Origin of the sequence: Eubacterium sp. ER2, assembly GCF_000765215.1 — a bacterium.
GTDB lineage: Bacteria > Bacillota > Clostridia > Lachnospirales > Lachnospiraceae > Claveliimonas > Claveliimonas intestinigallinarum.
On sequence record NZ_JPJE01000018.1, the window covers coordinates 193875 to 218076 of the forward strand.

Sequence of the window (24202 nt, forward strand, 5' to 3'; positions counted from 1 at the left end):
GAATTGTGTAATGGATACGAATTTTGAGGATCTGCGCTCATGGAAAAATCCGAAGGCGCGCGTAAAAATCATGAAGGGGCATTTTGTTACCACACATTCACACGTCAATACATATATTGACCTGTCCACCATGAAGTCCAGGTGCAACAATGCCAGAGAGACTGCCAAGGTGATGGCTGAGCCCTATCTGGCATCCACCGAGATCGACACGATCGTGTGTCTGGACGGCATGGAAGTGGTGGGAACATTTATTGCGGACATTCTGTCCAGGCCCGGAACCGTCTCCATCAACACAGGAAAAAATATTTCCGTTGTCACACCGGAGACAGACAGGGCCGGCCAGATGATCTTTCGGGACAACACGAAGCGCATGATCGACGGCCAGAGGATCCTGATCGTTGCAGGTCTTATCACAACGGGAAAAACTATGATGCAGTCCATAGAGAGCGTTCTCTACTATGGCGGGATAGTAAACGGCATCTGCGCCGCTTTCAGCCTTGTCTCCAAGGTGGCGGGGATGGACATCAACGCGGTGTTTACCCAGAAAGAAGTGCTGGGGTACGAGAAGTACTCTGACGGCGACTGCCCCATGTGTGCGGCTGGGAAGAAGGTAGACGCCTTTGTAAACAGCTACGGATACTCGGCTCTCTAAGCGGTTTCAGAGAGATTTTTGAGGACAAAAAAAGACAACCACTGACGGTATGGTTGTCTTTTTTGTCTTCACTTTATTATTAAGCAATTCCGTTAACAGCTTTTGCTAAACGGGAAATCTTTCTTGCGCAAGTGTTCTTGTGATAAACACCCTTGCTTCCTGCTTTGTTGATCTCGATTGTAGCAACTCTCAGAGCTTCTGCAGCAGCAGCGGCATCCTTGTGCGCAACGGCTGTCTCAACTTTCTTTACGCAGGTCTTAACTTTAGATTTGATTGCCTTATTTCTAGCAGCCTTTGTTTCGTTTACTAAAATTCTTTTTTTAGCAGATTTGATGTTAGCCAACTTGTCCACCTCCATTAAAACTATTTCGAATTAATCGATGACCGTTCGTTAGAGCCGGACACGGACGTTCTAACGAAACATACTATTGTATTTTATGCCAAGGTTTCCCGGATGTCAATACATATTTCTGAAAATATTGCAAAAACTATCGGTAAACCAAAAGACTGAAGTGAGGTTATCAGACATGATCGAGAAGTACAGTATCCGAACAGACCTGGCCCTGGAACAGAAGGAGCGCTTTGAGGCGGACAATGTGGAAATTTCCGGGGTGGTGCTGGAGGAAAAGTATGATGAGGAGAGGGACATCAAAGTCACGACTGTCAGGATCGAGACGGAAAACGGAGCCAGGACGATGGGAAAGCCGGTAGGGACCTACATTACCCTGGAGGCCCCGGAGCTGGCAGTGCCGGACGAGGGATACCACAGGGAGGTCTCGGAGGAGATCCTCCGCTTTCTCAGGCGGCTTCTTGATATGGGGAAAGAGGATTACTCTGTCCTTGTGGTCGGCCTTGGAAACCGACAGGTGACGCCGGATGCGCTGGGGCCTTATGTGGCGGACAATCTGAACATTACCAGGCACATCGTGAAGGAGTACGGCAAATATGCCATGGGGAAGGACCAGGTGCGGCTTCTGAGCGCCATTGTGCCCGGGGTCATGGGACAGACCGGGATGGAGACTGTGGAGATCATAAGGGGCGTGGTGAGAGAGACAAAGCCGGACGCGGTCATCGCCATCGATGCGCTGGCGGCCAGGAATTCCAGGAGGCTGAACCGGACCGTGCAGATCTCAGACACAGGGATCAGTCCGGGCTCAGGGATCGGGAATCAGAGAAGCGCTATCACAGAGGAGACGGTAGGAGTCCCGGTCGTCGCTATCGGTGTACCCACAGTGGTGGACGCCGCCACGATCGTAGGCGACGCCATGGAAAACCTGATCGCCCAGATGGAGCGCTCGGAGACTATGAAGGGCGTGGGGGTTGTTCTCCAGGGGTACAATGCGGCCGAAAAGTATGAGCTTGTCAAGGAGCTGATTGCCCCGCACCTGAACGGCATGTTTGTGACGCCGAAGGATGTGGACGAGACAGTCAAGCGGATCAGCTTCACTATATCAGAGGCACTGAACCGGCTTTTCGCATAATGCAGGCGGAAATCTCATATAGTGTAAAAGCGGCAGAATGGACCGGAGAATATGAGACGAGCAGGTGGAAGAGCTGTTGAGAAAGAGATGGAGATTAAACAGAATAGGAATCGGGGTGATCCTGCTTCTGCTGACCGCCTACGGGTCAGTACAGGCAGGATTTCGTCCTGTGGGCAGCGTGGGAGGACATCTGGCGGAGGCCCTTCTGGGGAACTCGGAGAAAATGTTTTTGCCGGGAGCCTTTTACATAGAGAACGGGGCGGAGCTCTCCGCAGCGGATCTGCTGGCGAAGGGCATCAGTCTTCTGGCCCCCATCGGCACCTACGTGGATGGGCAGGAGAGTGAGGAGACCGATGTGGAGGATGCGGCAACCTACCAGATGATCCTGTCCCAGCAGGCCAGTGATGAAAATGAGGTGGGCGCCGACGGCACTCTGGTCAGCGGCACAGACGACTCTGACCAGACGACCATACATACCTCGGGGACACCGATTGATACTTCCATAGAAAAGATGAGCAGCTTTGACTATCTGATCGGCAATTTTTACACAGTGGACAGCACCACTATGATCCGGCCGGATGAGCTGAACGGGGCAGAGCTCCTGAGCAAAAATATGAAGATAGACCAGAGCACGGAGGGGCCGAAGATCCTGATCTACCACACGCACTCCCAGGAGATGTTCGCCGATTCGGTGGAGGGGGATGCGTCCACCTCCATCGTGGGGATCGGGGATTATCTGACTGCGCTCCTAAACGACACGTATCACATTCCCACCATGCACCATACAGCTGTCTACGACCTGATAGACGGGAAGCTGGACAGGAGCCTTGCCTATGACCTGGCAAAGCCGGATCTTCAGAAGATATTGGATGAAAACCCGAGCATTGAGGTTGTGATCGACCTGCACAGAGATGGGGTGAACGAGGGAACCCATCTGGTGACAGAGGTGAACGGGAAACCCACTGCTCAGATCATGTTTTTTAACGGGCTGAGTAAGACCAGAGCCAACGGGGAGATCGACTATCTGGCCAATCCGTACATACAGGATAACCTGGCTTTCTCTCTGCAGATGCAGGTGGCAGCCAACAATGAGTACCCGGGATTTACCAGGCGGATCTACCTGAGAGGATACCGCTATAACATGCACTTTAAGCCCAAGAGCCTCCTTGTGGAGGCGGGGGCCCAGACCAACACGGTGGAGGAGATGAGAAACGCCATGGAGGTGCTGGCGGACCTGCTGCACACAGTGCTGGTGGGGTAAGCGCCCTTTTTCTGTTTGCAAGCCCCTACATTTTGTGCTAATATTGAAACAGTGCGTAGAAAAATACCAGAAATTGGAGAGGAAGGATTAGGAGCAACATGGCGAACAAAAACACGTATGATGCAGACAGCATTGCTGTGCTGGAGGGACTGGAGGCGGTCCGGAAGCGCCCGGGCATGTATATAGGAAGCGTCTCCACAAAGGGGCTGAACCACCTGATCTACGAGATCGTGGACAACTCAGTGGACGAACATCTGGCCGGCTACTGCAGTGAAATCCGGGTCACACTGGAGAAGGACGGATCCTGTACGGTCAGCGACAACGGGCGCGGCGTCCCTGTGGGTATGCACGCGAAAGGCGTCCCGGCAGCGAGACTTGTCTACACGACTCTCCATGCCGGTGGAAAATTTGACGACTCCGCCTACAAGACAAGCGGCGGTCTACACGGCGTGGGCTCATCGGTAGTCAACGCCCTCTCTGCCTATATGGATGTGGAGATCAGCAGGGACGGCTATATCCACCATGACCGCTACGAGAGAGGAATTCCGGTGGTGGAGCTGGAGGACGGCCTTCTTCCCAAAATTGGAAAAACGAAAAGGACAGGGACTAAGGTGAATTTCCTCCCGGATGACACCATCTTTGAGAAGACCAGATTCCGGGGGGAGGAGGTCAAGAGCCGTATGCACGAGACCGCCTACCTCAATCCATCCCTTACTATTATATATGAAGACAAGCGGGGGGCTGAGCCGGAGAAGATCACCTACCACGAGCCGGACGGCATCCTTGGATTTATCCGGGAGCTGAACGAGAAGAAGGAGGCGGTCCACGAGCCGGTCTACTTTAAAGGAGAGGCTGACGGAATCGAGGTGGAGGCGGCCTTCCAGTACGTCAATGAATTTCACGAGAATGTGCTGGGATTTTGTAATAACATCTACAATGCAGAGGGGGGAACCCACCTGACCGGCTTTAAGACAACCTTCACCACAGTTATGAACCAGTATGCCAGAGAGCTGGGTATTCTGAAGGAGAAGGACGCCAACTTTACCGGGGCGGATATCCGCAACGGCATGACTGCCATCATTTCCATCAAGCACCCGGATCCAAGATTTGAGGGACAGACAAAGACTAAGCTGGACAATCCGGATGCCGCCAAGGCAGTCAGCAAGGTGACAGGCGACGAGATCGTCCGGTATTTTGACAGAAATCTGGACAACCTGAAAAAGGTCCTTTCCTGCGCGGAGAAGGCGGCCAAGATCAGGAAGACGGAGGAGAGGGCAAAGACGAACCTTCTCACAAAGCAGAAATATTCCTTTGACAGCAACGGAAAGCTGGCCAACTGTGAGAGCAGGGACGCCTCCAAATGCGAGATCTTTATCGTGGAGGGGGACTCTGCCGGGGGCTCGGCGAAGACGGCCAGAGACAGAATGTTCCAGGCCATTCTTCCCATCCGGGGAAAGATCCTGAATGTGGAGAAGGCCAGCATTGACAAGATCCTGGCCAACGCGGAGATCAAGACCATGATCAATGCCTTTGGCTGCGGATTTTCGGAAGGGTACGGAAACGATTTTGACATTTCCAAGCTGAGATACGACAAGATCATTATTATGGCCGATGCGGATGTGGACGGAGCGCATATCTCCACCCTGCTTCTGACGCTCTTTTACCGCTTCATGCCGGAGCTCATCTACGAGGGACATGTGTATATCGCCATGCCGCCCCTCTACAAGGCTATGCCCAAAAAGGGGGAGGAGGAGTACCTCTACGATGACAAGGCGCTGGAGCGATACAGAAAGACCCACGACGGCCCCTTTACTTTGCAGAGGTACAAGGGACTGGGAGAGATGGACGCGGAGCAGCTCTGGGAGACAACGCTGAACCCTAAGACCCGCATCCTGAAGCTTGTGGAGATCGAGGACGCCCGCATGGCTTCCAGTGTGACAGAGATGCTCATGGGCAACGAGGTTCCGCCGAGGCGTGCGTTTATCTACGACAATGCCACAGAGGCTGAACTTGACATATAGAAGGGAGTAAAGAGATATGCCGGAAGAACAGATCATACGGACAGAATACTCTGATCTGATGAAAAAATCATATATCGACTACGCCATGAGCGTGATCATTGCCAGGGCTCTCCCGGATGTGCGGGACGGGCTGAAGCCTGTCCAGAGACGTACTCTCTACGATATGCATGAGCTGGGCATCCGATGGGACAGGCCCTACAGAAAATGCGCCCGTATCGTGGGAGATACCATGGGTAAATACCACCCTCACGGGGACAGCTCCATCTACGAGGCCCTGGTGGTCATGGCCCAGGACTTCAAGAAGGGCATGGTGCTTGTGGACGGCCACGGCAACTTTGGCTCCATAGAAGGAGACGGGGCGGCTGCCATGAGGTACACTGAGGCAAGACTTGCCAAATTTACCCAGATGGCGTTCCTCCAGGATCTGGACAAGGACGTTATCAATTTTGTCCCCAACTTTGATGAGACGGAGAAAGAGCCGGAAGTGCTGCCGGTGCGTGTTCCCAACCTTCTGGTCAATGGGGCGGAGGGAATTGCCGTCGGCATGGCTACCAGCATCCCCCCCCACAATCTGGGCGAGGTCATCGATGCGGTGAAAGCCTATATGAAAAACGATGATATCAGCACAAGACAGCTGATGAAATATGTGAAAGGTCCGGATTTCCCCACAGGGGGCATCGTGGTAAACAAAGACGACCTTCTGAATATCTACGAGACCGGTGTGGGCAAGATCAAGATCCGGGGCAAAGTGGAAGTGGAGGACATGAAAGGCGGCAAGCAGCGCCTTGTCATCACAGAGATCCCCTACACCATGATCGGCGCCGGCATCGGAAAGTTCCTCAATGATGTGTGCGCCCTTGTGGAGACGAAGAAGACGGGGGATATTGTGGACATCTCCAACCAGTCTTCCAAGGAAGGTATCCGCATTGTTATTGAGCTGAAGAAGGGCGCGGATGTCAAAAACCTGACCAACATGCTCTACAAGAAGACCAGACTGGAAGACACCTTCGGCGTCAACATGCTGGCTGTGGCGGACGGGCGCCCGGAGACCATGGGCCTTAAGAAGATCATCGAACACCACGTGGATTTCCAGTTTGAGCTGGCCACCAGAAAATATAAGACTCTCCTGGCAAAAGAGCTGGAGAAAAAAGAGATCCAGGAAGGTCTCATAAAAGCCTGCGATGTTATTGACCTGATCATCGAGATCCTCCGGGGCAGCCGGAATGTCCAGGACGCCAAGGCCTGCCTCACCCAGGGGATCACGGAGAACATCACGTTCAAGTCAAAGATCTCGAAAAAGATGGCCTCCATGCTCCGGTTTACGGAGCGGCAGGCGGACGCTATTTTGCAGATGCGCCTGTACCGGCTCATCGGACTGGAGATCGATGCCCTTATGAAGGAGCACGAGGAGACGCTTGCCAACATTGCCCGGTATGAGGACATTCTGAACAATTACGACTCCATGGCGGACGTGATCATCCAGGAGCTGGACGCCTTCAAAAAGGAGTTTGCCGTGCCCCGCAGAACCGTCGTGGAAAACGGGGAAGAGGCAGTCTTTGAGGAGAAGAAGATCGAGGAGCAGGAGGTAGTCTTCCTTATGGACCGCTTTGGCTACGCCAGATGCGTGGACACCTCCACTTATGAGAGAAACCGGGAGGCAGCGGACAGCGAGAACAAGTTTGTCCTGACCTGCCTCAACACAGGAAAAATCTGTATCTTTACAGATACGGGAAAAATGCACCAGGTGAAGGTGCTGGATGTGCCCTACGGAAAATTCCGGGATAAGGGCCAGCCCATAGACAATATGAGCAACTTTGACAGCACCGCCGAGGAGATCGTCTACATGTGCGACGCGGAGCAGATGCGCTTTGCCTTGCTTTTCTTTGCCACAAGGCAGGGAATGGTCAAGAAGGTGGCCGGAACCGAGTTCCAGGTGTCCAAGCGGACCATAGCCGCCACCAAGCTGCAGGAGGGAGATGCCCTTGTCGCTGTGGCTGTGATCAACGACAACCAGTACGTGGTGCTGCAGACAAAGGACGGCTATTTCCTGCGTTTCCACGCGGAGGAGGTCTCCGAGAAGAAGAAGGGCGCCGTCGGCGTCCGGGGCATCAAGCTTCGGAAGAACGACGAGCTGGAGGCCGCCTATCTCTTTGAGGACGGGGAGGACCCGAAGGCCATCTACAGGGAGAAGGAAGTGGCCCTGAACCGGCTGCGGATCGGGAAGAGAGACACCCAGGGAGTGAAAAACCGGGGATGATTAGGAAAAATCTGTGTAAAACCCCTTGATTTCCCGAAAAAGGAGTGCTATACTATATGCCAGTTACATAAGCATGCGGCAGAAGAGTGGACGAAAGTTCACTCTTCTTTATATGATAGGGAGCTTTTCCATTTTTCATATATTTTCCGCTGGATCTATGTCTTTATCAGCGCCGGGGAGGCGCACAGGTACGATAGGAGGTTTTACATTGGCGAAGAGAGAAGCGTATGAACAGAAGACCGAGGAAATCCTTCTTCCTATTATGGAGAGGAACGGATTTGAACTGGTGGACGTAGAGTATGTCAAGGAGGGCGGCAACTGGTACTTGAGGGCCTATATCGACAAGCCGGGCGGTATCAATGTGGATGACTGTGAGATGGTCAGCAGAGAGCTGTCAGATATACTGGACGAGAAGGACTTTATTGACGAGGCCTACATCCTGGAGGTCAGCTCGCCGGGACTTGGACGCCCGCTGAAAAAGGAGAAGGATTTCAAGAGGAGCCTTGGCCAGGAGGTGGATGTCCGCACGTACCGGATGGTGGATAAGAGGAAAGAATTCACCGGGATCCTGAAGGATTATGATAAGGACACTGTAACGATAGAAATGGAAGATGGAAGCTTAAAAACATTTGAGAAAGGCGATATCGCGCTTATTCGTCTGTCATTCGATTTTTAATTTAGGAGGAAAGACACATGAACACAGAATTACTGGAAGCGTTGAATATTTTGGAAAAGGAGAAGGATATCAGCAAAGATACGCTGATGGATGCCATTGAGAATTCTCTCATCAATGCCTGCAAGAACCATTTTGGAAAGGCAGACAACATCAAGGTCATCATGGACAGAGAGACCTGTGATTACAAACTTCTCCAGGAGAAGACGGTTGTTGAGGAAGTGGAAGACAAGGTAGAAGAGATCAGCCTTGAGGACGCAAAGAATATTGACAGCAAATATGAGCTGGGCGATGTGGTCCAGATCCCGGTAGAGTCCAAATCTTTTTGCCGTATCGCAACGCAGAACGCCAAGAACCTGATCCTCCAGAAGATCCGCGAGGAAGAGAGAAAGGTGATCTACGACCAGTATTTTGAAAAAGAGAAAGATATCGTGACCGGTATCGTGCAGCGCTATGTCGGAAAGAACATCAGCATCAACCTGGGCAAGGCGGATGCTATGCTGACAGAGAACGAGCAGGTAAAAGGCGAGGTGTTCAAGCCCACAGAGCGTATCAAGCTGTACGTTGTGGAGGTTAAGAATACGACGAAAGGACCGAAGATCCTGGTGTCCCGTACCCATCCTGAGCTGGTGAAGCGTCTCTTTGAGGCTGAAGTTACCGAGGTGAAGGACGGCATCGTGGAGATCAAGAGCATCGCACGTGAGGCGGGAAGCCGTACAAAGATCGCTGTCTGGTCCAATGATCCGGATGTGGATCCGGTGGGCGCCTGCGTCGGCATGAACGGAGCCAGAGTAAACGCTATTGTCAATGAGCTGAGAGGTGAGAAGATCGACATCATCAACTGGGATGAAAACCCGGGTATCCTGATCGAGAATGCCCTGAGCCCGGCAAAGGTTATCTCTGTTATGGCTGATCCCGATGAGAAGACAGCAAGCGTCATCGTGCCGGATTATCAGCTCTCCCTGGCCATCGGCAAAGAGGGACAGAACGCAAGGCTGGCAGCACGACTGACAGGCTACAAGATCGATATCAAGAGCGAGACACAGGCCATCGAGTCCGGCGAGCTCCCGGAGAACTACATGGAGCTGGGCGAAGGCGTATACGAGGAGGAAGTATACGAGGACGGCTACGATGAGGCTTACGATGACAGCTATGGTGAGAACTACGATGACTACGGCTATGAAGAGGACGGCTACGGCGAAGAGGATGAGGAGTACGGCGACGGCTATGACCAGGAGGATGAGCCGTACAGCGAAGGCCAGGATGACATAGAATTCCACGAGACAGAAGAATAGGTGATTATTTGAGCAATAATAAAAAAGTTCCCATGCGCAAATGCGTGGGGTGCCAGGAAATGAAGAGTAAAAAAGAGATGCTGCGCATTATCAGGACCCAGGAAGGAGAGTTCCTGCTGGATGCCACCGGAAAGAAGAACGGCAGGGGAGCCTATATCTGCCCTTCCTCTGAGTGCCTCTCAAAGGCCATCAGGCAGAAGGGGCTGGAGCGGTCATTCAAGCAGGCAATCCCGCAGGATGTCTACGAGATGCTGGAAAGGGAGATGAGAGAGATTGAGTCAAAGTAAAGCCCTGTCCATGATCGGACTGGCGACCAAGGCGGGAAAGACGGCAAGCGGAGAGTTCTGTACGGAGAAAGAAGTAAAGACAGGAAGAGCCGCGCTTGTGATCGTCGCCGGGGATGCGTCGGATAATACAAAGAAAAAATTCCGGAATATGTGCGAGTATTACAAGGTGCCCATCTGTTTTTATGCGGATAAGGATACGCTTGGCCACGCCATGGGAAAAGAATTCCGGGCATCTCTGGCAGTCCTGGACGCCGGGTTTGCAAAAGGGATCATGAAACATCTGGATACGGAAAGATAATGATGCTGCATAGAGGAGGTATTTGCATGTCGAAAATTAGAGTGTATGAGCTTGCCAAGGAGCTCGACAGATCCAGCAAGGAGCTGATGGAGTTTCTGGCAGAGAAAAATATAACAGTAAAAAGCAATATGAGCTCCCTGGAGGAAGAGGAGACTCAGATGCTGAGAAAGGCATTTGGAAAGAAGAAGGAGGAGGCTCCAAAGAAGGAAGAGGCTCCCAGGAAGAGGAACATTGTCCATGTCTTCCGTCCTCAGAACAGCCGCGACGGAAAGAACCTGATGCGCCAGGGAAGGGCTCAGGGACAGAAGGGAGCCGGCGCGCGTCCGGCAGCACCCGGGGAGAGACCGCAGGCAGGACGTCCGGGGGCAAGACCACAGGGCGACAGACCGGAGAGAGCCCAGGGAGGGGCGCGCCCGGCAGGACGCCCGGAGAGGCCGCAGACAGAGCGGGCTCACAGCGACAGACAGAGGGCAGAAGGACGTCCACAGGGCGACAGACCGGAGAGAGCCCAGGGAGGAACACGTCCGGCAGGAGGAGCTGAGAGAAGCCAGGGCGGCGCGCGCCCGGCAGGACGTTCAGACAGACCTCAGGGGACAAGAGGCGGCGACAGAAGAGACGGACGCCCCCAGGGAAGACCCTCTCAGGACAGAAGAGACGACCGGCGTGACGGCGGCGAGAGAGGCGACAGAAGGCCGGGACAGCGCTCCGGCAGAGGCTTTGAGGGAGAGAGAAGAGACGACAGACAGGGCAGCCGTGACAGCAGAGGCGGACGCTTTGGCGACAACAAGGACCGCCAGCCCAGAAAGAATTCCTCTATCCCCGCGCCTGCCCTGGAGGGACAGAAGCCCCAGAGAGCAAAGGGAAAGGGCAAGGACGATTACAGGAAGAAGGATTACCGCGGCGACGAGGACGACAGAATGACAAAGGGCAAGGGCAAGAAGCAGGAGTCCAAGAACCAGCTTCAGAAGCCGCAGCATAAGGAGCAGAAGCAGGAAGAGCAGATCAAGTCCATCGTCATCCCTGAGGTGCTGACCATCCAGGAACTGGCAGACAAGATGAAGGTCGTTCCGTCTGTTATCATAAAGAAGCTGTTTATGCAGGGCAAGATCGTCACAGTAAACCAGGAGATCGACTACGACACAGCGGAGGAGATTGCCCTTGAGTTTGACATCCTCTGCGAGAAGGAAGAGGTAGTGGACGTGATCGAGGAGCTCCTCAAGGAAGAGGAGGAGGACGAGAAGAAGATGAAGAAGCGTCCTCCGGTAGTCTGCGTCATGGGTCATGTAGACCACGGCAAGACCTCCCTTCTGGATGCCATCCGCCACACGAACGTGACAGACAGAGAGGCCGGCGGTATCACCCAGCACATCGGAGCCTACGTGGTGGAGGTAAACGGGGAGAAGATCACATTCCTGGATACACCGGGACATGAGGCGTTTACCGCCATGCGTATGCGCGGCGCCAACTCCACAGATATCGCCATCCTGGTGGTGGCTGCGGACGACGGCGTGATGCCCCAGACAGTGGAGGCCATCAACCATGCCAAGGCCGCGGGAGTCGAGATCATCGTTGCCATCAACAAGATCGACAAGCCCAGCGCCAACATTGACCGGGTGAAGCAGGAGCTGGCAGAGCACGAGCTGATCCCCGAGGACTGGGGCGGAAGCACAGTGTTCGTACCTGTGTCCGCCAAGACAGGCGAGGGACTCTCTGACCTCATGGAGATGATCATCCTGACTGCGGAGATGATGGAGCTGAAGGCGAACCCCAACCGCCGGGCAAGGGGACTTGTGATCGAGGCGCAGCTGGATAAGGGAAGAGGCCCGGTTGCCACTGTACTCGTGCAGAAGGGAACTCTCCGGGTAGGCGATCCGGTTGCGGCCGGCAGCTCATTCGGAAAGGTGAGAGCCATGATGGACGACAAGGGAAGACGGGTCAAGGAGGCCGGTCCTTCCATGCCGGTGGAGATCCTGGGTCTCAACGACGTCCCCAACGCGGGGGAGGTCCTTGTGGGCTGCAAGAACGAGAAGGAGGCCCGCAGCTTTGCGGACACCTTTATTTCACAGAACAAGGCGAAGCTTCTGGAGGAGACAAAATCCAAGCTGTCTCTTGACGATCTGTTTACCCAGATCAAGGAGGGCAATCTGAAAGAGCTGGGCATCGTCGTGAAGGCTGATGTACAGGGCTCTGTGGAGGCCCTGAAGCAGAGCCTCCTGAAGCTGTCCAACGACGAGGTGGTTGTGAAGGTCATCCACGAAGGAGTGGGAGCCATCAACGAGTCGGATGTCAGCCTTGCCTCTGCCTCCAACGCCATCATTATCGGATTTAACGTGCGTCCGGATGCTGTGGCCAAGGAGACGGCTGAGAGAGAAGGAGTGGATATCCGCCTGTACCGCGTGATCTATAATGCCATCGAGGATGTGGAGGCAGCCATGAAGGGTATGCTGGATCCCGTCTTCGAGGAGAAGGTGCTGGGACATGCGGAGATTCGTCAGACCTTCAAGGCATCCGGCGTGGGAACCATCGGCGGAGCCTATGTGATGGACGGAACATTTGAGAGAGACTGTCAGGCGAGGATCATTCGTGACGGCGTTGTCATCTACGACGGCAAGCTTGCGTCCTTAAAGAGATTTAAGGACGATGTCAAAGAGGTGAGATCCGGATACGAGTGCGGCTTTGTCTTTGAGAATTACAATGATATTAAAGAGGGAGACCAGGTGGAGGCCTACAAGATGGTTGAGATTCCGAGATAGGCTTCCCGTCTGGCTGCCGCAGTAAGGAGAGAGATCTATGAGAAAGAACAGCATTAAGAATACAAGAGTCAACACGGAAGTGCTAAGGGAACTCTCCAACATCCTCAGGGGCGGCATCAAGGATCCGCGGATCGCGCCGTGGACCTCTGTCGTCGCTGTGGAGGTGGCCCCGGATTTAAAGACCTGCAAGGCCTACATCAGCGTGCTGGGAGACGAGAAGGCCCAGGCTGATACCATTGCCGGCCTGAAAAGCGCGGAGGGCTATATCCGGAGGGAGCTGGCACATACACTGAACATGAGAAACACGCCGGAGATCCGGTTCATTCTGGATCAGTCCATTGAGTACGGCGTCAATATGTCCAAAAAGATAGCAGACGTAACCAAAGGCATGGATCAAAAAGGAGATGCGGAGGATGCAGAATAAACTGGCAGAACTTCTGGAGGGAAAGACCTCTGTTGCAATAGGCGGACACGTGCGGCCCGACGGCGACTGCGTCGGCGCCTGCATGGGGCTTTACCAGTATTTGAGAAACAACTATAAAGACATAGAGACAGACGTGTACCTGGAGGAGATCCCCTCCCATTTCTCCTTTGTGAAGGGGACCGGGGATATCCGCCATCAGGTGCAGCCGGGAAAAACCTACGACCTGTTTATCTGTCTGGACTGCGGAGATGCGGAGAGGCTGGGCTTCTCCGGCCCTCTCTTCGAGAGCGCGGTGCAGACCTTCTGTGTGGATCACCATATCAGCAACCAGGCCTTTGCGGATGAAAACTATATCGTGCCGGACGCAAGCTCCACCTCGGAGCTGGTCTTCCATCTCCTGGACAGAGAAAAGATAACAAAGGAGATCGCGGAGGCCCTCTACATAGGGATCGTGCACGACACCGGCGTGTTCCAGTATTCCTGCGCAGGGCCGGAGACCTTCCGCATAGCGGCGGACCTGCTGGAGAAGGGAGTGGATGCGCCATCCATCATAGAGAGGACCTATTGTGAAAAGAGCTATGCCCAGAACCAGATCCTGGGACGGGCGCTTCTTGAGAGCATTGTCTTTATGCATGGACAGTGCATTTTCTCCTCAGTCTCCCAGGCGGTGATGAAATTTTACGGTGTGACACCCAAGGAGCTGGATGGAATCGTCAGCCAGCTTCGGATCACGAAGGGCGTGGAGGTGGCCATTTTCCTCTATGAGCAGGAGCCAAATGTCTACAAGGTCAGCCTCCGGTCAAAGGAGAAGGTGGATGTCAGCAGGGTGGCTGTCTACTTTGGAGGCGGCGGCCACGTGAAGGCGGCCGGCTGCACCATGCCCGGCACAGTCCACGATGTGATCAACAACCTGGCAGGGCAGATCGCCCTCCAGCTTGAACCGGAAGAAACGAAGACAGAAGAGGCATAACGCATGTTGGACGGCATTTTCAATGTTTATAAAGAGAAAGGCTACACATCCCACGATGTGGTGGCAAGGCTGAGAGGCATTGCCGGGCAGAAAAAAGTCGGGCATACAGGGACGCTGGATCCGGATGCGGAGGGCGTCCTTCCCGTCTGTCTGGGAAAGGCCACCAAGGTGTGCGACGTGCTGACAGACAAAAGCAAGACCTATCAGGCAGTACTGCTGCTGGGACGGAGAACAGACACCCAGGATATATCCGGGGCCTGCCTGGAGGAGAGAGATACTTCGGGACTTGCAAAGGAGACTGTCAGAAGAGCGGTGGAGAGCTTCCTGGGGGACTATATGCAGACGCCTCCCATGTACTCCGCCTTAAAGGTAGATGGAAAAAAGCTCTACGAACTGGCCCGGGAGGGAAAGACGGTGGAGCGCAAAGCCCGGAAGGTACAGATTCACAGGATAGAGATCAGGAAGATGGATCTGCCCCGGGTCTGGATCGAGGTGGAGTGCTCCAAGGGAACCTACATCCGCACCCTCTGCGATGACATCGGGGAGCTGCTGGGCGTGGGGGGATGCATGGAGGAGCTTCTGCGCACCAGAGTGGGACATTTCAGGATAGAGGACAGCGTAAGGCTCTCGGAGCTTGAGAGGTACAGGGAGGAGGGCACGCTTGAGGAGCATCTCATACCTGTGGACAGCGTGTTCGCGGACTGTCCCAGGCTGGACGTGCCAGAGCGCCTGGAGCCTCTTTTATACAACGGCAATCCTCTCCGCCTTCTGGAGGGGGAGGACGGTCAGCTGGTGCGCGTGTACGACAGCCGGGGCCGGTTCATTGCGCTGTACCGCTATCAGCAGAAAAAGCATATTTACAAAAATGAAAAGATGTTCTTCAGCCCATAGAGGCAGGACAGGACAGAGGACAAAGAAGGGATCGCAATGCAGTATATAAATGGACTGGAGACCTTCAGCGCGGCAGGCAGGAGCGCTGTGACGCTGGGGAAATTTGACGGCCTGCACAAGGGACATCAGAAGCTTGTGGAGAAAGTAACAGAATACGGCAGGGCAGACGGGCTGAACAGCATTGTATGTGCCTTTGACATGGAGCCCCTGTGCCGGCGTCTGAACCGCCCTTACCAGGTGCTGATGACACAGGAGGAAAGAAAGAGGCATCTGGAGGGACAGGTGGACTATCTGGTTAGCTGCCCCTTTACCGAGAGCTTCAGCCAGATGAGCGCGGAGGATTTTATCCGGGATGTGATCGCCGGACTTTTCCAGGCAGCCTACGTGGTGGTGGGCACGGATTTTCATTTCGGCTATCAGAAGAGAGGGGACGTGCACATGCTGGCTGCCTATCAGCATATCTACGACTATCAGCTTGAGGTGGTGGACAAGGAGCGATACGAGGACCGGGAGATCAGCAGCACCTTTGTGAAGGAGGCGCTGGCGGCGGGGGACATGGCTCTGGCCGAGACACTCCTGGGCTATCCCTACGAGCTGGAGGGGACGGTGGAGCACGGAAAACAGCTGGGCCGCACCCTGGGCTTTCCCACCTTCAATGTGGAGCCGCCAAAGGAGAAGCTCCTCCCTCCTAACGGCGTCTATCTGGAGCAGGTGGAGGTGGATGGAAGCTGGTACAACGCCATCGGCAACCTGGGCGTCAAGCCCACGGTGACGGACAGCGGCAGGATGCTTGTGGAGAGCTTTCTCCTTGACTACAGCGGCAACGCCTACGGGAAGCGCGTGAAGATCAGGCTCAGGGCCTTTCGCCGTCCGGAGCAGAGGTTTCGGGACGTGGAGGAGATGAAGCGCCATGTGGACATGGATATTGCCTGCGGGAGAGAGTTTTTCGCCGGCTCAAAGTAGAAACTTAAAGTAAAAAAGTGTTTACTTTCCCATCTGCATATGCTATACTACGCAAGTGGTAAAAAAACAGCCGGCGTTCGGTAAAAGGAAGACTCCGACCATTACTTAATGCCTGGCCAAGTATCAGAAAAAGGAGGAAATGAAACATGATTTCAAAAGAGCAGAAAGCACAGATCATCGCTGAGTATGGAAGAGGAGAGGGAGACACAGGTTCTCCGGAGGTACAGATCGCTATCCTGACAGCCAGGATCAACGACCTGACAGACCACTTCAAGGCAAACCCGAAGGATCACCACTCAAGAAGAGGACTTCTGAAGATGGTTGGTCAGAGAAGAGGCCTTCTCGCTTATCTGAAAAAGAAAGATATCGAGAGATACCGTGCACTGATCGAGAGACTTGGTCTGAGAAAATAATCGGATCGCAAGATACAGAGGGACACCCAAAATGGGCGTCCCTTTTTCTTGCCTGTCAGTCATTTCTATGATATAATAACTTAGATTGTGGGCAGGGATAAATTCCGAGACCACTGAAAAGCACAGTTGCCCCGGCAAATATGTTTTTCAGTAGTTTCGGTTTTGCCTGCCCCGGCTGAATACTATTTTTAAAAGGAGAATGACATGTATAAGAAGTATGAAATGGAATTAGCCGGAAGAACACTCCGTGTCGATGTGGACAGAGTGGCCAAGCAGGCCAACGGCGCTGTGCTCATGCACTATGGCGACACGACGGTTCTTTGTACGGCAACCGCATCTGAGAAACCCCGGGAGGGCATTGATTTCTTCCCGCTGAGCGTTGAGTACAATGAGAGAATGTACGCTGTCGGAAAGATTCCGGGCGGATTTAACAAGCGTGAGGGAAAGGCTTCCGAGAACGCCATCCTCACAGATCGCGTCATCGACCGGCCTATGCGCCCCCTTTTCCCCAAGGACTACAGAAACGATGTAACGCTGGAGAACCTGGTGCTGTCTGTGGATCAGGACTGTGCGCCTGAGCTGACGGCCATGCTGGGAGCTGCCATCGCCACATGTATTTCCGACATCCCCTTTGACGGCCCTATCTCCACCACGCAGGTGGGTCTGGTGGACGGCGAGTTCGTGTTCAACCCAACCGCAGACCAGAGAGAGGCTTCCGACCTGGCCCTCACCGTGGCATCCACAAAGGAGAAGGTGATCATGATCGAGGCCGGAGCAAACGAGGTTCCGGAGGACAAGATGATCGAGGCCATCTTTGCGGCCCATGAGCTGAACCAGAAGGTCATCGCCTTCATTGAGACCATCGTTGCTGAGTGCGGAAAGCCGAAGCACTCCTATGAGAGCTTTGCCGTTCCCCAGGAGCTGTTTGACGACATCCAGAAGGTGGTTCCGCCCCAGGAGATGGAGGAGGCAGTCTTCACGGACGACAAGCAGACAAGAGAGGAGAATATCCGCCAGGTGACAGAGAAGCTGGAGGAGGCTTTTGCAGACAACGAGGAGTATCTGGAGAAGCTGTCTGAGGCAGTGTACCAGTATCAGAAAAAGACGGTGCGCAAGATGATCCTGAAGGATCACAAGCGCCCGGACGGAAGGGCCATCGACCAGATCCGTCCCCTCTCCGCAGAGGTGGATCTGATCCCGAGAGTGCACGGCTCCGCCATGTTTACGAGAGGACAGACACAGATCTGCACAGTGACTACACTGGCGCCTCTGTCTGAGGCGCAGCGCCTGGACGGGCTGGACGAGCGTGAGACATCCAAGCGCTATATGCACCACTACAATTTCCCGTCCTACTCTGTAGGTGAGACAAGACCTTCCAGAGGACCGGGACGCCGCGAGATCGGTCACGGAGCTCTGGCTGAGAGAGCGCTTATACCTGTACTTCCCAGCGAGAGCGAGTTCCCTTATGCTATCCGTACAGTGTCCGAGACATTTGAGTCCAACGGTTCCACATCCCAGGCCAGCGTGTGCGCCTCCTCCATGTCGCTGATGGCGGCGGGCGTGCCCATCAAATCCGCAGTTGCGGGTATCTCCGCAGGCCTGGTGACAGGGGAGACAGATGACGATTACCTGGTGCTGACAGACATTCAGGGACTGGAGGACTTCTTCGGGGATATGGACTTCAAGGTGGCAGGTACACACAAGGGTATCACAGCCATCCAGATGGATATTAAGATCCACGGACTGACAAGGCCCATCATCGAGGAGGCCATTGCAGCCACAAAGAAGGCAAGAACCTACATCCTGGACGAGGTGATGGCAAAGACTATCGCTGAGCCAAGACCGGAGGTGGGCCCCTATGCGCCGAAGATCATCCAGATGCAGATCGATCCCCAGAAGATCGGTGATGTGGTTGGCCAGAGAGGAAAGACCATCAATGCCATCATCGAGGAGACCGGCGTGAAGATCGATATTGAGGACGACGGCTCTGTATCCATCTGCGGAACAGAGAGCGAGTCCATGGAGAGGGCGAGACGCCTTATCGAGATCATCGTCACAGACTTTGAGGCCGGACAGGTGCTGGAAGGAAAGGTTGTCAGCATCAAAGAATTTGGCGCTTTCCTTGAGTTTGCTCCTGGAAAAGAGGGAATGGTACACATTTCCAAGATCTCCAAGCAGCACATCAAGCAGGTGGAGGACGTGCTCACCCTGGGCGATGTGGTGAAGGTCGTATGCCTCGGAAAGGACAAGATGGGACGCTTCTCCTTCAGTATGAAGGACGTGGCGCAGTAGAGACAGACCGCGCAGGATATAGAAGAATACAGAAAGCTATCAATGCAAAAAAGGCATGCTTCATTCCCTTTTATGGGCTCTGAGGCATGCCTTTTTATTGTGGGTTTTGAAAGCTGACAGGAATAAATGATTGTCCACAACATATATATGGGTTAAAGAGGTGGACAAAGATGCAGAAAGAAAGAGTGTGGAGCATCCTCCCGGAGAGGGTGCGGCAGGTGCTGGATAAAGAGGTTACAAATTATGACGAGCTTCAGGAGATCAAGCTCCGTACCGGTCAGCCGTTGCTGATCAGGTGCCGCGGGGAGGAGAGGATCCCCGGCAGGGGCCACCCCTATGTGGTGACGGCAAGAGATGTGAGGGAGGCCGTGGATTACACGAGCAACTTCTCCCTCTACGCCTATGAGGATGAGATGAGGCAGGGATTTATTACGATAGAGGGAGGACACAGAGTGGGCATGACAGGGCAGGTCATACTGGACGGAGGGCATGTGAAAAATCTGAAGTATATCTCCTCGGTCAACATCCGCATTTCCCATGAGATAGAAGGGTGCGCGGACAAGATCATGCCCTATGTGGTCCGGGGCGGCAGGGTGGCGCACACCCTGATCCTCTCGCCGCCGGGATGCGGAAAGACGACCCTTCTGCGGGACATGGTCCGGCAGATTTCCGACGGGAACCAGCTTGTGAAGGGCATGACAGTGGGTGTGGTGGACGAGCGGTCAGAGATCGCGGGCTGCTGGAGGGGAGTGGCCCAAAATCATCTGGGCATACGCACAGACGTGCTGGACGGATGCCCCAAGGCGGAGGGCATGATCATGCTGATCCGCTCCATGGCGCCCCAGGTGATCGCTGTGGATGAGATAGGTGCCCAGGAGGATGTGCACGCTATAGAGTACGCCATGCACTGCGGCTGTAAGCTGATCGCCACCATGCACGGCGCCTCCATTGAAGAGCTGAGGAAGAAGCCGGTATCCAGAAAAATGATTGACGAGAAGCGCTTTGAGCGGTACATCGTCCTGGAGGGAAGAGGACAGATAGAGGGCATATACGACGAGTACGGGCGGCCCGTGAGGAGGGAGGGATGATCCGGCTGGCCGGCGGATTTCTTGTCATCGGCACAGCTTCTCTGTTCGGCTTTCGGGCAGCGGACACGCTTGAGGAGGAGTACCGGCAGATGCAGGACATCCGCAGGATCGTGTACATGCTCCAGGGGGAGATCCGGTACGCCAGATCCTTTCTATCGGAGGCCTTCCTTGCCATCGCGGCAAACCAGGAGGAGCCTTACCGGTCCTGGCTCCTCAGTATGCAGGAGAAAATGGACCTGCGGGAGGAGGGCTCTTTGCCCTGTATCTGGGAGGAGACAGCCAGAGAGCACCTTGCCAGGCTGGCACTGAAGGAGGGGGAGAAGAGGAGGCTGTACGCCCTGGGGCGTTACCTGGGGACAGCGGATGTGAAGATGCAGATCTCCCACCTGCAGATGTACGCGGAGCACCTGGAGACGCGGATGGAGGAAATGCAGCAGACCATGCAGACACAGAAAAAGCTTTACAGGGTCCTCGGCATGTCCGGCGGTATCCTGCTGGCAATCCTGCTCATATAGGAGGAGAAGATGGAAGTAGATCTGATATTTAAAATTGCGGCAGTTGGCATCCTTGTCTCTGTGCTGAGCCAGGTGCTGAAGCACAGCGGCAGGGAAGAGCAGGCCTTTCTCACAAGCCTGGCGGGACTCCTCCTTGTACTGTTCTGGATCGTGCCCTACATTTATGATCTGTTTGCAGCCATACAGGGCCTGTTTTCGCTGTAGAGCCCTCTGCTCTGACAGCGTGGCGGACGCCGAGGGAAGACAAGGTGATGGAAGATGGACATTTTACAGATTGCCCTGCTGGGGGTGGCGGGAACGCTCCTGGCCATCCAGTTCAAGGGTGGAAAAACAGAATACGGGATATATATCTGCGCCGGCATCAGCCTTCTCATCTTTTTTGCTGTCCTTGACAGGATCGCGGCGGTGGTGGCCCGCCTGGACGAGATCACAGCCTACATTGATCTGGCTCCGGCCTACATAGAGATGCTGCTGAAAATGCTGGGGATCACTTTTGTGGCTGAATTTTCCTCGGCCCTGTGCAGGGATGCAGGCTATCAGACCATTGCCCAGCAGATCGAAGTGTTTGCCAAGCTGGCGGTTCTCGTGCTGGGCCTGCCGGTGGTGTTCTCGCTGCTGGAGCTGATAGGGGAGTTTCTGTCATGAGCCACAGAAGAAAGGGAAGCCGCCTGCCATTACGGCGTCTGTGCCTCCTTCTGCCTGTCCTTGTCTGCTGCCTCCTCGCCTGCTGTCTCCTTGCTCCGGCCAGGAGCCTGGCGGCGGATACAGAAGAGAAGGAGCAGACGCAGACAACAGACCGGGCAGAGGAGATACTGGAGGAAGAGCTGGAACTGGATCAGATCAATGAGACGCTGGAGGAGATCTTCCCGGATGAAAAGCTGGACTTTGGAGAGACGGTCAGGGCTGTCATCACAGGAGACCTGTCCGTCTCGGTGGATCTCCTTGGGCGGCTCATATCGGATCAGCTCTTTCACGCCCTGGAGGTAAACCGGGAGAGTCTGATCCACATGGTCCTCATCGCGGTGATCGCGGCTGTGTTTGCCAATTTTGCGGAGGTCTTTCAGGCGCGCCAGATATCAGAGATCAGCTTCTATGTACTCTACATGCTTATGATCGCTCTCTGTCTGGGAGCCTTCCAGAGCGCAGCGGCCTGGGTGGAGGACGGGATCGGGCTTCTGACAGAATTTATGAAGGCCCTCTGTCCGGTCTACTTTATCGCTGTCTCCCTGGCAAAGGGGAGCATGACAGCCGCGGCGTTCTACAATCTGGCGCTTTTTGTCATCCTGCTGGTGGAGGTGTTTATGGTGAAGCTTCTGCTGCCTGCCCTTCACGTGTACATGATGATCAAGGTGCTGAACTATCTGTCCCAGGAGGAGTATCTGTCCAGATTTATCGAGCTGATCGAGACCATCGTGTCCTGGACTCTAAAGACTCTGCTGGCACTTGTCATCGGACTGAACACTATACAGGGGCTTATCGCCCCGGCTGTAGACAGCGTAAAGCGCAGTGTGCTGACCCGGGGCGTGGAGGCCATACCAGGCGTGGGAGACGCCATCGGCGGCACGGCGGAGCTCATCCTCGGGACGGCGGTGGTGGTCAAAAACGGCATTGGCATAGCCGGGGTGATCATCTGCTTTGCGCTTTGCATGGTGCCCCTTGTGCAGGCCGGTCTCATGGTGCTCATGTATAAGCTGGCCGCTGCGGTCCTGCAGCCTGTGTCGGACAAACGGCTCATCGGCTGCATCGGTGGAATGGCGGACGCCTGCCAGCTCCTGATGCGGCTCATCTTTACCGCCGGCATGCTCTTTCTCCTGACCGTGGCCATTGTGGCTGCTACCACGAACAGCGGATAGAGAGCAGGCAGGTAATAATCGTGAGAAAAGGAGGTGCGATATGCTGGAGCAGCTCTATGGGTGGATCAGGAGCCTCGCTTATTTTATGGTGTTCTCCGCTGTGCTCAGCCATGTGATCCCCGGCCAGGCCTACAAAAAATATATCCGCTTTTTCACCGGCCTGCTGCTCGTCATCCTCCTCCTGACGCCGGTCATGAAGCTGCTGGGCATGGGGCAGGAGTTCTCTGCCATCTACCAGGGCACTGCCTACGCGGAGGAGCTGCGGCAGATCCAGGAGGCGGGGGCCTACCTGGAGGATATCGGGTCAGGGGAGGGCCTGCCAGCGAATGGCGGAAAGCCGGACAGCGCGGAGCCGGGCCCCGAAGAGCCGGATACTAAAGAGTCGGAGGCAGAGGAGACAGGGGGCAACAGGATCAGTGTGGAGGAGATCAGGATTGGACAGTAAAAAAATCAAAGAATGGCTTGGAAAGCTGACGGCAGGAGGCGCCAGGACCTGGCTTCGGAAGGATCGGCTGCTGATCCTTCTCCTGGCGGGTGTGCTGCTGCTGGTGATCACCCTCCCCGTCTCAGACAAAAGCGGGGAGGAGGACTCCTCCCTGTCCCAGGGCGGGCAGGAGGCGGGCACCGGGCTTTCCGGAGGTGAGGACTATGCGCAGTACATGGAGAAAAGACTGGAGGAGGCCCTGTCAGAGGTGTCCGGCGTGGGGAAGGTGAAGGTCATGGTGACCCTCCGTTCCACCTCCGAGAAGGTAGTGGAGAAGGATGAGGAGCAGGAGAGCGAGACGGTGACAGAGCAGGACAGCCAGGGGGGAACACGCACCACAGCAAGGAGCAGCTCCAGCGGTACCACTGTATACGGTGAGCCTGGCAGCGGCACCTCCGCCGGGCAGGAGCCCTACGTGACAAAGGAGCTGACCCCTTCCGTGGAGGGGGTGGTGGTGATCGCCCAGGGCGGGGACCAGCCCGTCACCGTGCAGAACATAACGGAGGCGGTGCAGGCATTATTTAATGTAGACACGCATAAAATTAAGGTGATGAAGCTGAATGAAAATTAAGGAGGTAGCAGAGTGAAAAAAATATTCAGGAAAAACCAGATCATCATTGCGGCTCTTGCGGTCATGATCGCTGCGGCGGGGTATCTGAACTACTCGGGGCGGCTCTTCGGGGAGAAGGACGACGCGGCTCAGACGAGCGGGGATCTGGCCAGCCAGGAGCTTCTGGACATATCCGAGGAGGACGTGTCTGCCAGCTCGGACGACATTGAGAGCCAGGATGTAGACGGGGACGCTGCCGGGACGGACGGGGAGACAGACGACGGAGGTGTGGACGGCACACCCGGCGAGGCTGTGCTGACAAGCGGGGATGCCAGCGCGGTGGTGGCAGAGGCGAAGGTGACAAGAGAGCAGGTGCGGGCAAAGAACAAGGAGGATCTCCTCTCCATCATTGACAACCAAAATCTGAGCGATGAGCAGAAGCAGGACGCTGTCAACCAGATGGTCCAGATGACTGATCTTGCGGAAAAGGAGGCGGCGTCCGAAACCCTGCTGGCCTCCAAGGGATTTACTGACGCGGTAGTCAGCCTGACGGCGGACAGCGCGGACGTGGTGGTCAGTGCCTCGGAGCTGTCGGACGCTAACCGGGCGCAGATCGAGGATATTATTACAAGAAAAACCGGGATTGCCGCCCAGAATATCGTCATCACACCCATCAACACAGCGGAGTAGCTTTACAAAGATTTAACGGAAAGCAAAGATGGATTTGAACTGGAGCTGTTAAGATAAGAACGAAGAAAGATACCAGGGGCAGAAAGGGAAT

The 24202-nt window shown here is 54.8% G+C and carries 25 protein-coding genes; 24 read left to right on the plus strand and 1 reads right to left on the minus strand.

The window, feature by feature from the left end; genetic code table 11:
- The first annotated feature begins 10 nt into the window (after positions 1-10).
- Positions 11-652 carry an orotate phosphoribosyltransferase gene (locus NI21_RS0107000; protein ID WP_033125510.1) on the plus strand — a complete coding sequence of 214 codons (642 nt, stop codon included), beginning with the start codon at positions 11-13 and terminating at the stop codon, positions 650-652.
- A gap of 79 nt (positions 653-731) precedes the next feature.
- Here the strand turns inward: NI21_RS0107000 and rpsT are convergent, their stop codons facing one another.
- Entirely contained in the window at positions 732-995 is a 264-nt protein-coding gene (rpsT, locus tag NI21_RS0107005) for a 30S ribosomal protein S20 (RefSeq protein WP_033125511.1), read from the minus strand.
- Positions 996-1179: 184 nt separating this feature from the next.
- Here rpsT and gpr point away from each other — a divergent pair, with 184 nt between their 5' ends.
- The 23 genes from gpr to NI21_RS0107120 all read left to right on the plus strand — a co-directional run bounded on the left by gpr (position 1180) and on the right by NI21_RS0107120 (position 24111).
- Positions 1180-2133: a GPR endopeptidase gene (gpr, locus tag NI21_RS0107010; RefSeq protein WP_033125512.1), complete on the plus strand. Its 954-nt coding sequence runs from the start codon at positions 1180-1182 to the stop codon at positions 2131-2133.
- A gap of 76 nt (positions 2134-2209) precedes the next feature.
- Positions 2210-3394 carry a stage II sporulation protein P gene (locus NI21_RS0107015; protein WP_330635865.1) on the plus strand — a complete coding sequence of 395 codons (1185 nt, stop codon included), beginning with the start codon at positions 2210-2212 and terminating at the stop codon, positions 3392-3394.
- A 98-nt stretch (positions 3395-3492) separates the two neighbouring features.
- The gene (locus tag NI21_RS0107020; RefSeq protein WP_033125513.1) at positions 3493-5415 is read left to right on the plus strand and encodes a type IIA DNA topoisomerase subunit B; all 1923 of its coding nucleotides are present in this window, start codon (positions 3493-3495) and stop codon (positions 5413-5415) included.
- A gap of 16 nt (positions 5416-5431) precedes the next feature.
- Positions 5432-7672: a DNA topoisomerase (ATP-hydrolyzing) subunit A gene (locus NI21_RS0107025; RefSeq protein ID WP_033125514.1), complete on the plus strand. Its 2241-nt coding sequence runs from the start codon at positions 5432-5434 to the stop codon at positions 7670-7672.
- A gap of 208 nt (positions 7673-7880) precedes the next feature.
- Positions 7881-8348 (plus strand): ribosome maturation factor RimP, encoded by a 468-nt coding sequence (gene rimP, locus NI21_RS0107030; protein ID WP_033125515.1) that lies wholly within the window; start codon positions 7881-7883, stop codon positions 8346-8348.
- Between the two features lie 17 nt (positions 8349-8365).
- A complete protein-coding gene (gene nusA / locus NI21_RS0107035; RefSeq protein WP_033125516.1) occupies positions 8366-9640 on the plus strand; it encodes a transcription termination factor NusA in 1275 nt (424 codons plus the stop codon).
- Between the two features lie 32 nt (positions 9641-9672).
- Positions 9673-9927: an RNase P modulator RnpM gene (gene rnpM / locus NI21_RS0107040; RefSeq protein ID WP_033125517.1), complete on the plus strand. Its 255-nt coding sequence runs from the start codon at positions 9673-9675 to the stop codon at positions 9925-9927.
- Positions 9914-10225, plus strand: a complete 312-nt coding sequence (locus NI21_RS0107045; protein WP_033125518.1) for a ribosomal L7Ae/L30e/S12e/Gadd45 family protein — start codon at positions 9914-9916, stop codon at positions 10223-10225. Before rnpM ends, NI21_RS0107045 begins: the two co-directional genes overlap by 14 nt.
- Before the next feature lie 26 nt (positions 10226-10251).
- Complete coding sequence (infB, locus tag NI21_RS0107050) at positions 10252-12978, plus strand: translation initiation factor IF-2 (protein ID WP_081958004.1); 2727 nt, start codon at positions 10252-10254, stop codon at positions 12976-12978.
- 37 nt (positions 12979-13015) lie between these two features.
- Complete coding sequence (gene rbfA / locus NI21_RS0107055; RefSeq protein WP_033125519.1) at positions 13016-13402, plus strand: 30S ribosome-binding factor RbfA; 387 nt, start codon at positions 13016-13018, stop codon at positions 13400-13402.
- Entirely contained in the window at positions 13392-14372 is a 981-nt protein-coding gene (locus tag NI21_RS0107060) for a bifunctional oligoribonuclease/PAP phosphatase NrnA (RefSeq protein WP_033125520.1), read from the plus strand. Before rbfA ends, NI21_RS0107060 begins: the two co-directional genes overlap by 11 nt.
- Positions 14373-14375: 3 nt before the next feature.
- The gene (gene truB, locus NI21_RS0107065) at positions 14376-15263 is read left to right on the plus strand and encodes a tRNA pseudouridine(55) synthase TruB (protein WP_033125521.1); all 888 of its coding nucleotides are present in this window, start codon (positions 14376-14378) and stop codon (positions 15261-15263) included.
- A gap of 36 nt (positions 15264-15299) precedes the next feature.
- Positions 15300-16226 carry a bifunctional riboflavin kinase/FAD synthetase gene (locus NI21_RS0107070; protein WP_033125522.1) on the plus strand — a complete coding sequence of 309 codons (927 nt, stop codon included), beginning with the start codon at positions 15300-15302 and terminating at the stop codon, positions 16224-16226.
- A gap of 146 nt (positions 16227-16372) precedes the next feature.
- The gene (rpsO, locus tag NI21_RS0107075; RefSeq protein ID WP_033125523.1) at positions 16373-16639 is read left to right on the plus strand and encodes a 30S ribosomal protein S15; all 267 of its coding nucleotides are present in this window, start codon (positions 16373-16375) and stop codon (positions 16637-16639) included.
- A gap of 204 nt (positions 16640-16843) precedes the next feature.
- Positions 16844-18931, plus strand: coding sequence for a polyribonucleotide nucleotidyltransferase (locus NI21_RS0107080; protein ID WP_033125524.1), 2088 nt, complete (start codon positions 16844-16846; stop codon positions 18929-18931).
- 170 nt (positions 18932-19101) lie between these two features.
- Complete coding sequence (gene spoIIIAA, locus NI21_RS0107085; RefSeq protein ID WP_033125525.1) at positions 19102-20019, plus strand: stage III sporulation protein AA; 918 nt, start codon at positions 19102-19104, stop codon at positions 20017-20019.
- Positions 20016-20534: a stage III sporulation protein AB gene (locus tag NI21_RS0107090; protein WP_033125526.1), complete on the plus strand. Its 519-nt coding sequence runs from the start codon at positions 20016-20018 to the stop codon at positions 20532-20534. The genes spoIIIAA and NI21_RS0107090 overlap by 4 nt, the downstream gene beginning before the upstream one ends.
- 9 nt (positions 20535-20543) lie before the next feature.
- Positions 20544-20738: a stage III sporulation protein AC gene (gene spoIIIAC / locus NI21_RS0107095; protein WP_033125527.1), complete on the plus strand. Its 195-nt coding sequence runs from the start codon at positions 20544-20546 to the stop codon at positions 20736-20738.
- A 54-nt stretch (positions 20739-20792) separates the two neighbouring features.
- Positions 20793-21179: a SpoIIIAC/SpoIIIAD family protein gene (locus tag NI21_RS0107100; protein ID WP_033125528.1), complete on the plus strand. Its 387-nt coding sequence runs from the start codon at positions 20793-20795 to the stop codon at positions 21177-21179.
- Positions 21176-22387: a stage III sporulation protein AE gene (locus tag NI21_RS0107105; RefSeq protein ID WP_033125529.1), complete on the plus strand. Its 1212-nt coding sequence runs from the start codon at positions 21176-21178 to the stop codon at positions 22385-22387. Before NI21_RS0107100 ends, NI21_RS0107105 begins: the two co-directional genes overlap by 4 nt.
- Before the next feature lie 40 nt (positions 22388-22427).
- Entirely contained in the window at positions 22428-22832 is a 405-nt protein-coding gene (locus NI21_RS0107110; protein WP_033125530.1) for a stage III sporulation protein AF, read from the plus strand.
- On the plus strand, positions 22822-23442 hold the full coding sequence (locus NI21_RS0107115) for a stage III sporulation protein AG (protein WP_242842822.1): 621 nt from the start codon (positions 22822-22824) through the stop codon (positions 23440-23442). Before NI21_RS0107110 ends, NI21_RS0107115 begins: the two co-directional genes overlap by 11 nt.
- A gap of 12 nt (positions 23443-23454) precedes the next feature.
- Positions 23455-24111, plus strand: a complete 657-nt coding sequence (locus NI21_RS0107120) for a SpoIIIAH-like family protein (RefSeq protein ID WP_033125531.1) — start codon at positions 23455-23457, stop codon at positions 24109-24111.
- Positions 24112-24202 lie beyond the last annotated feature (91 nt).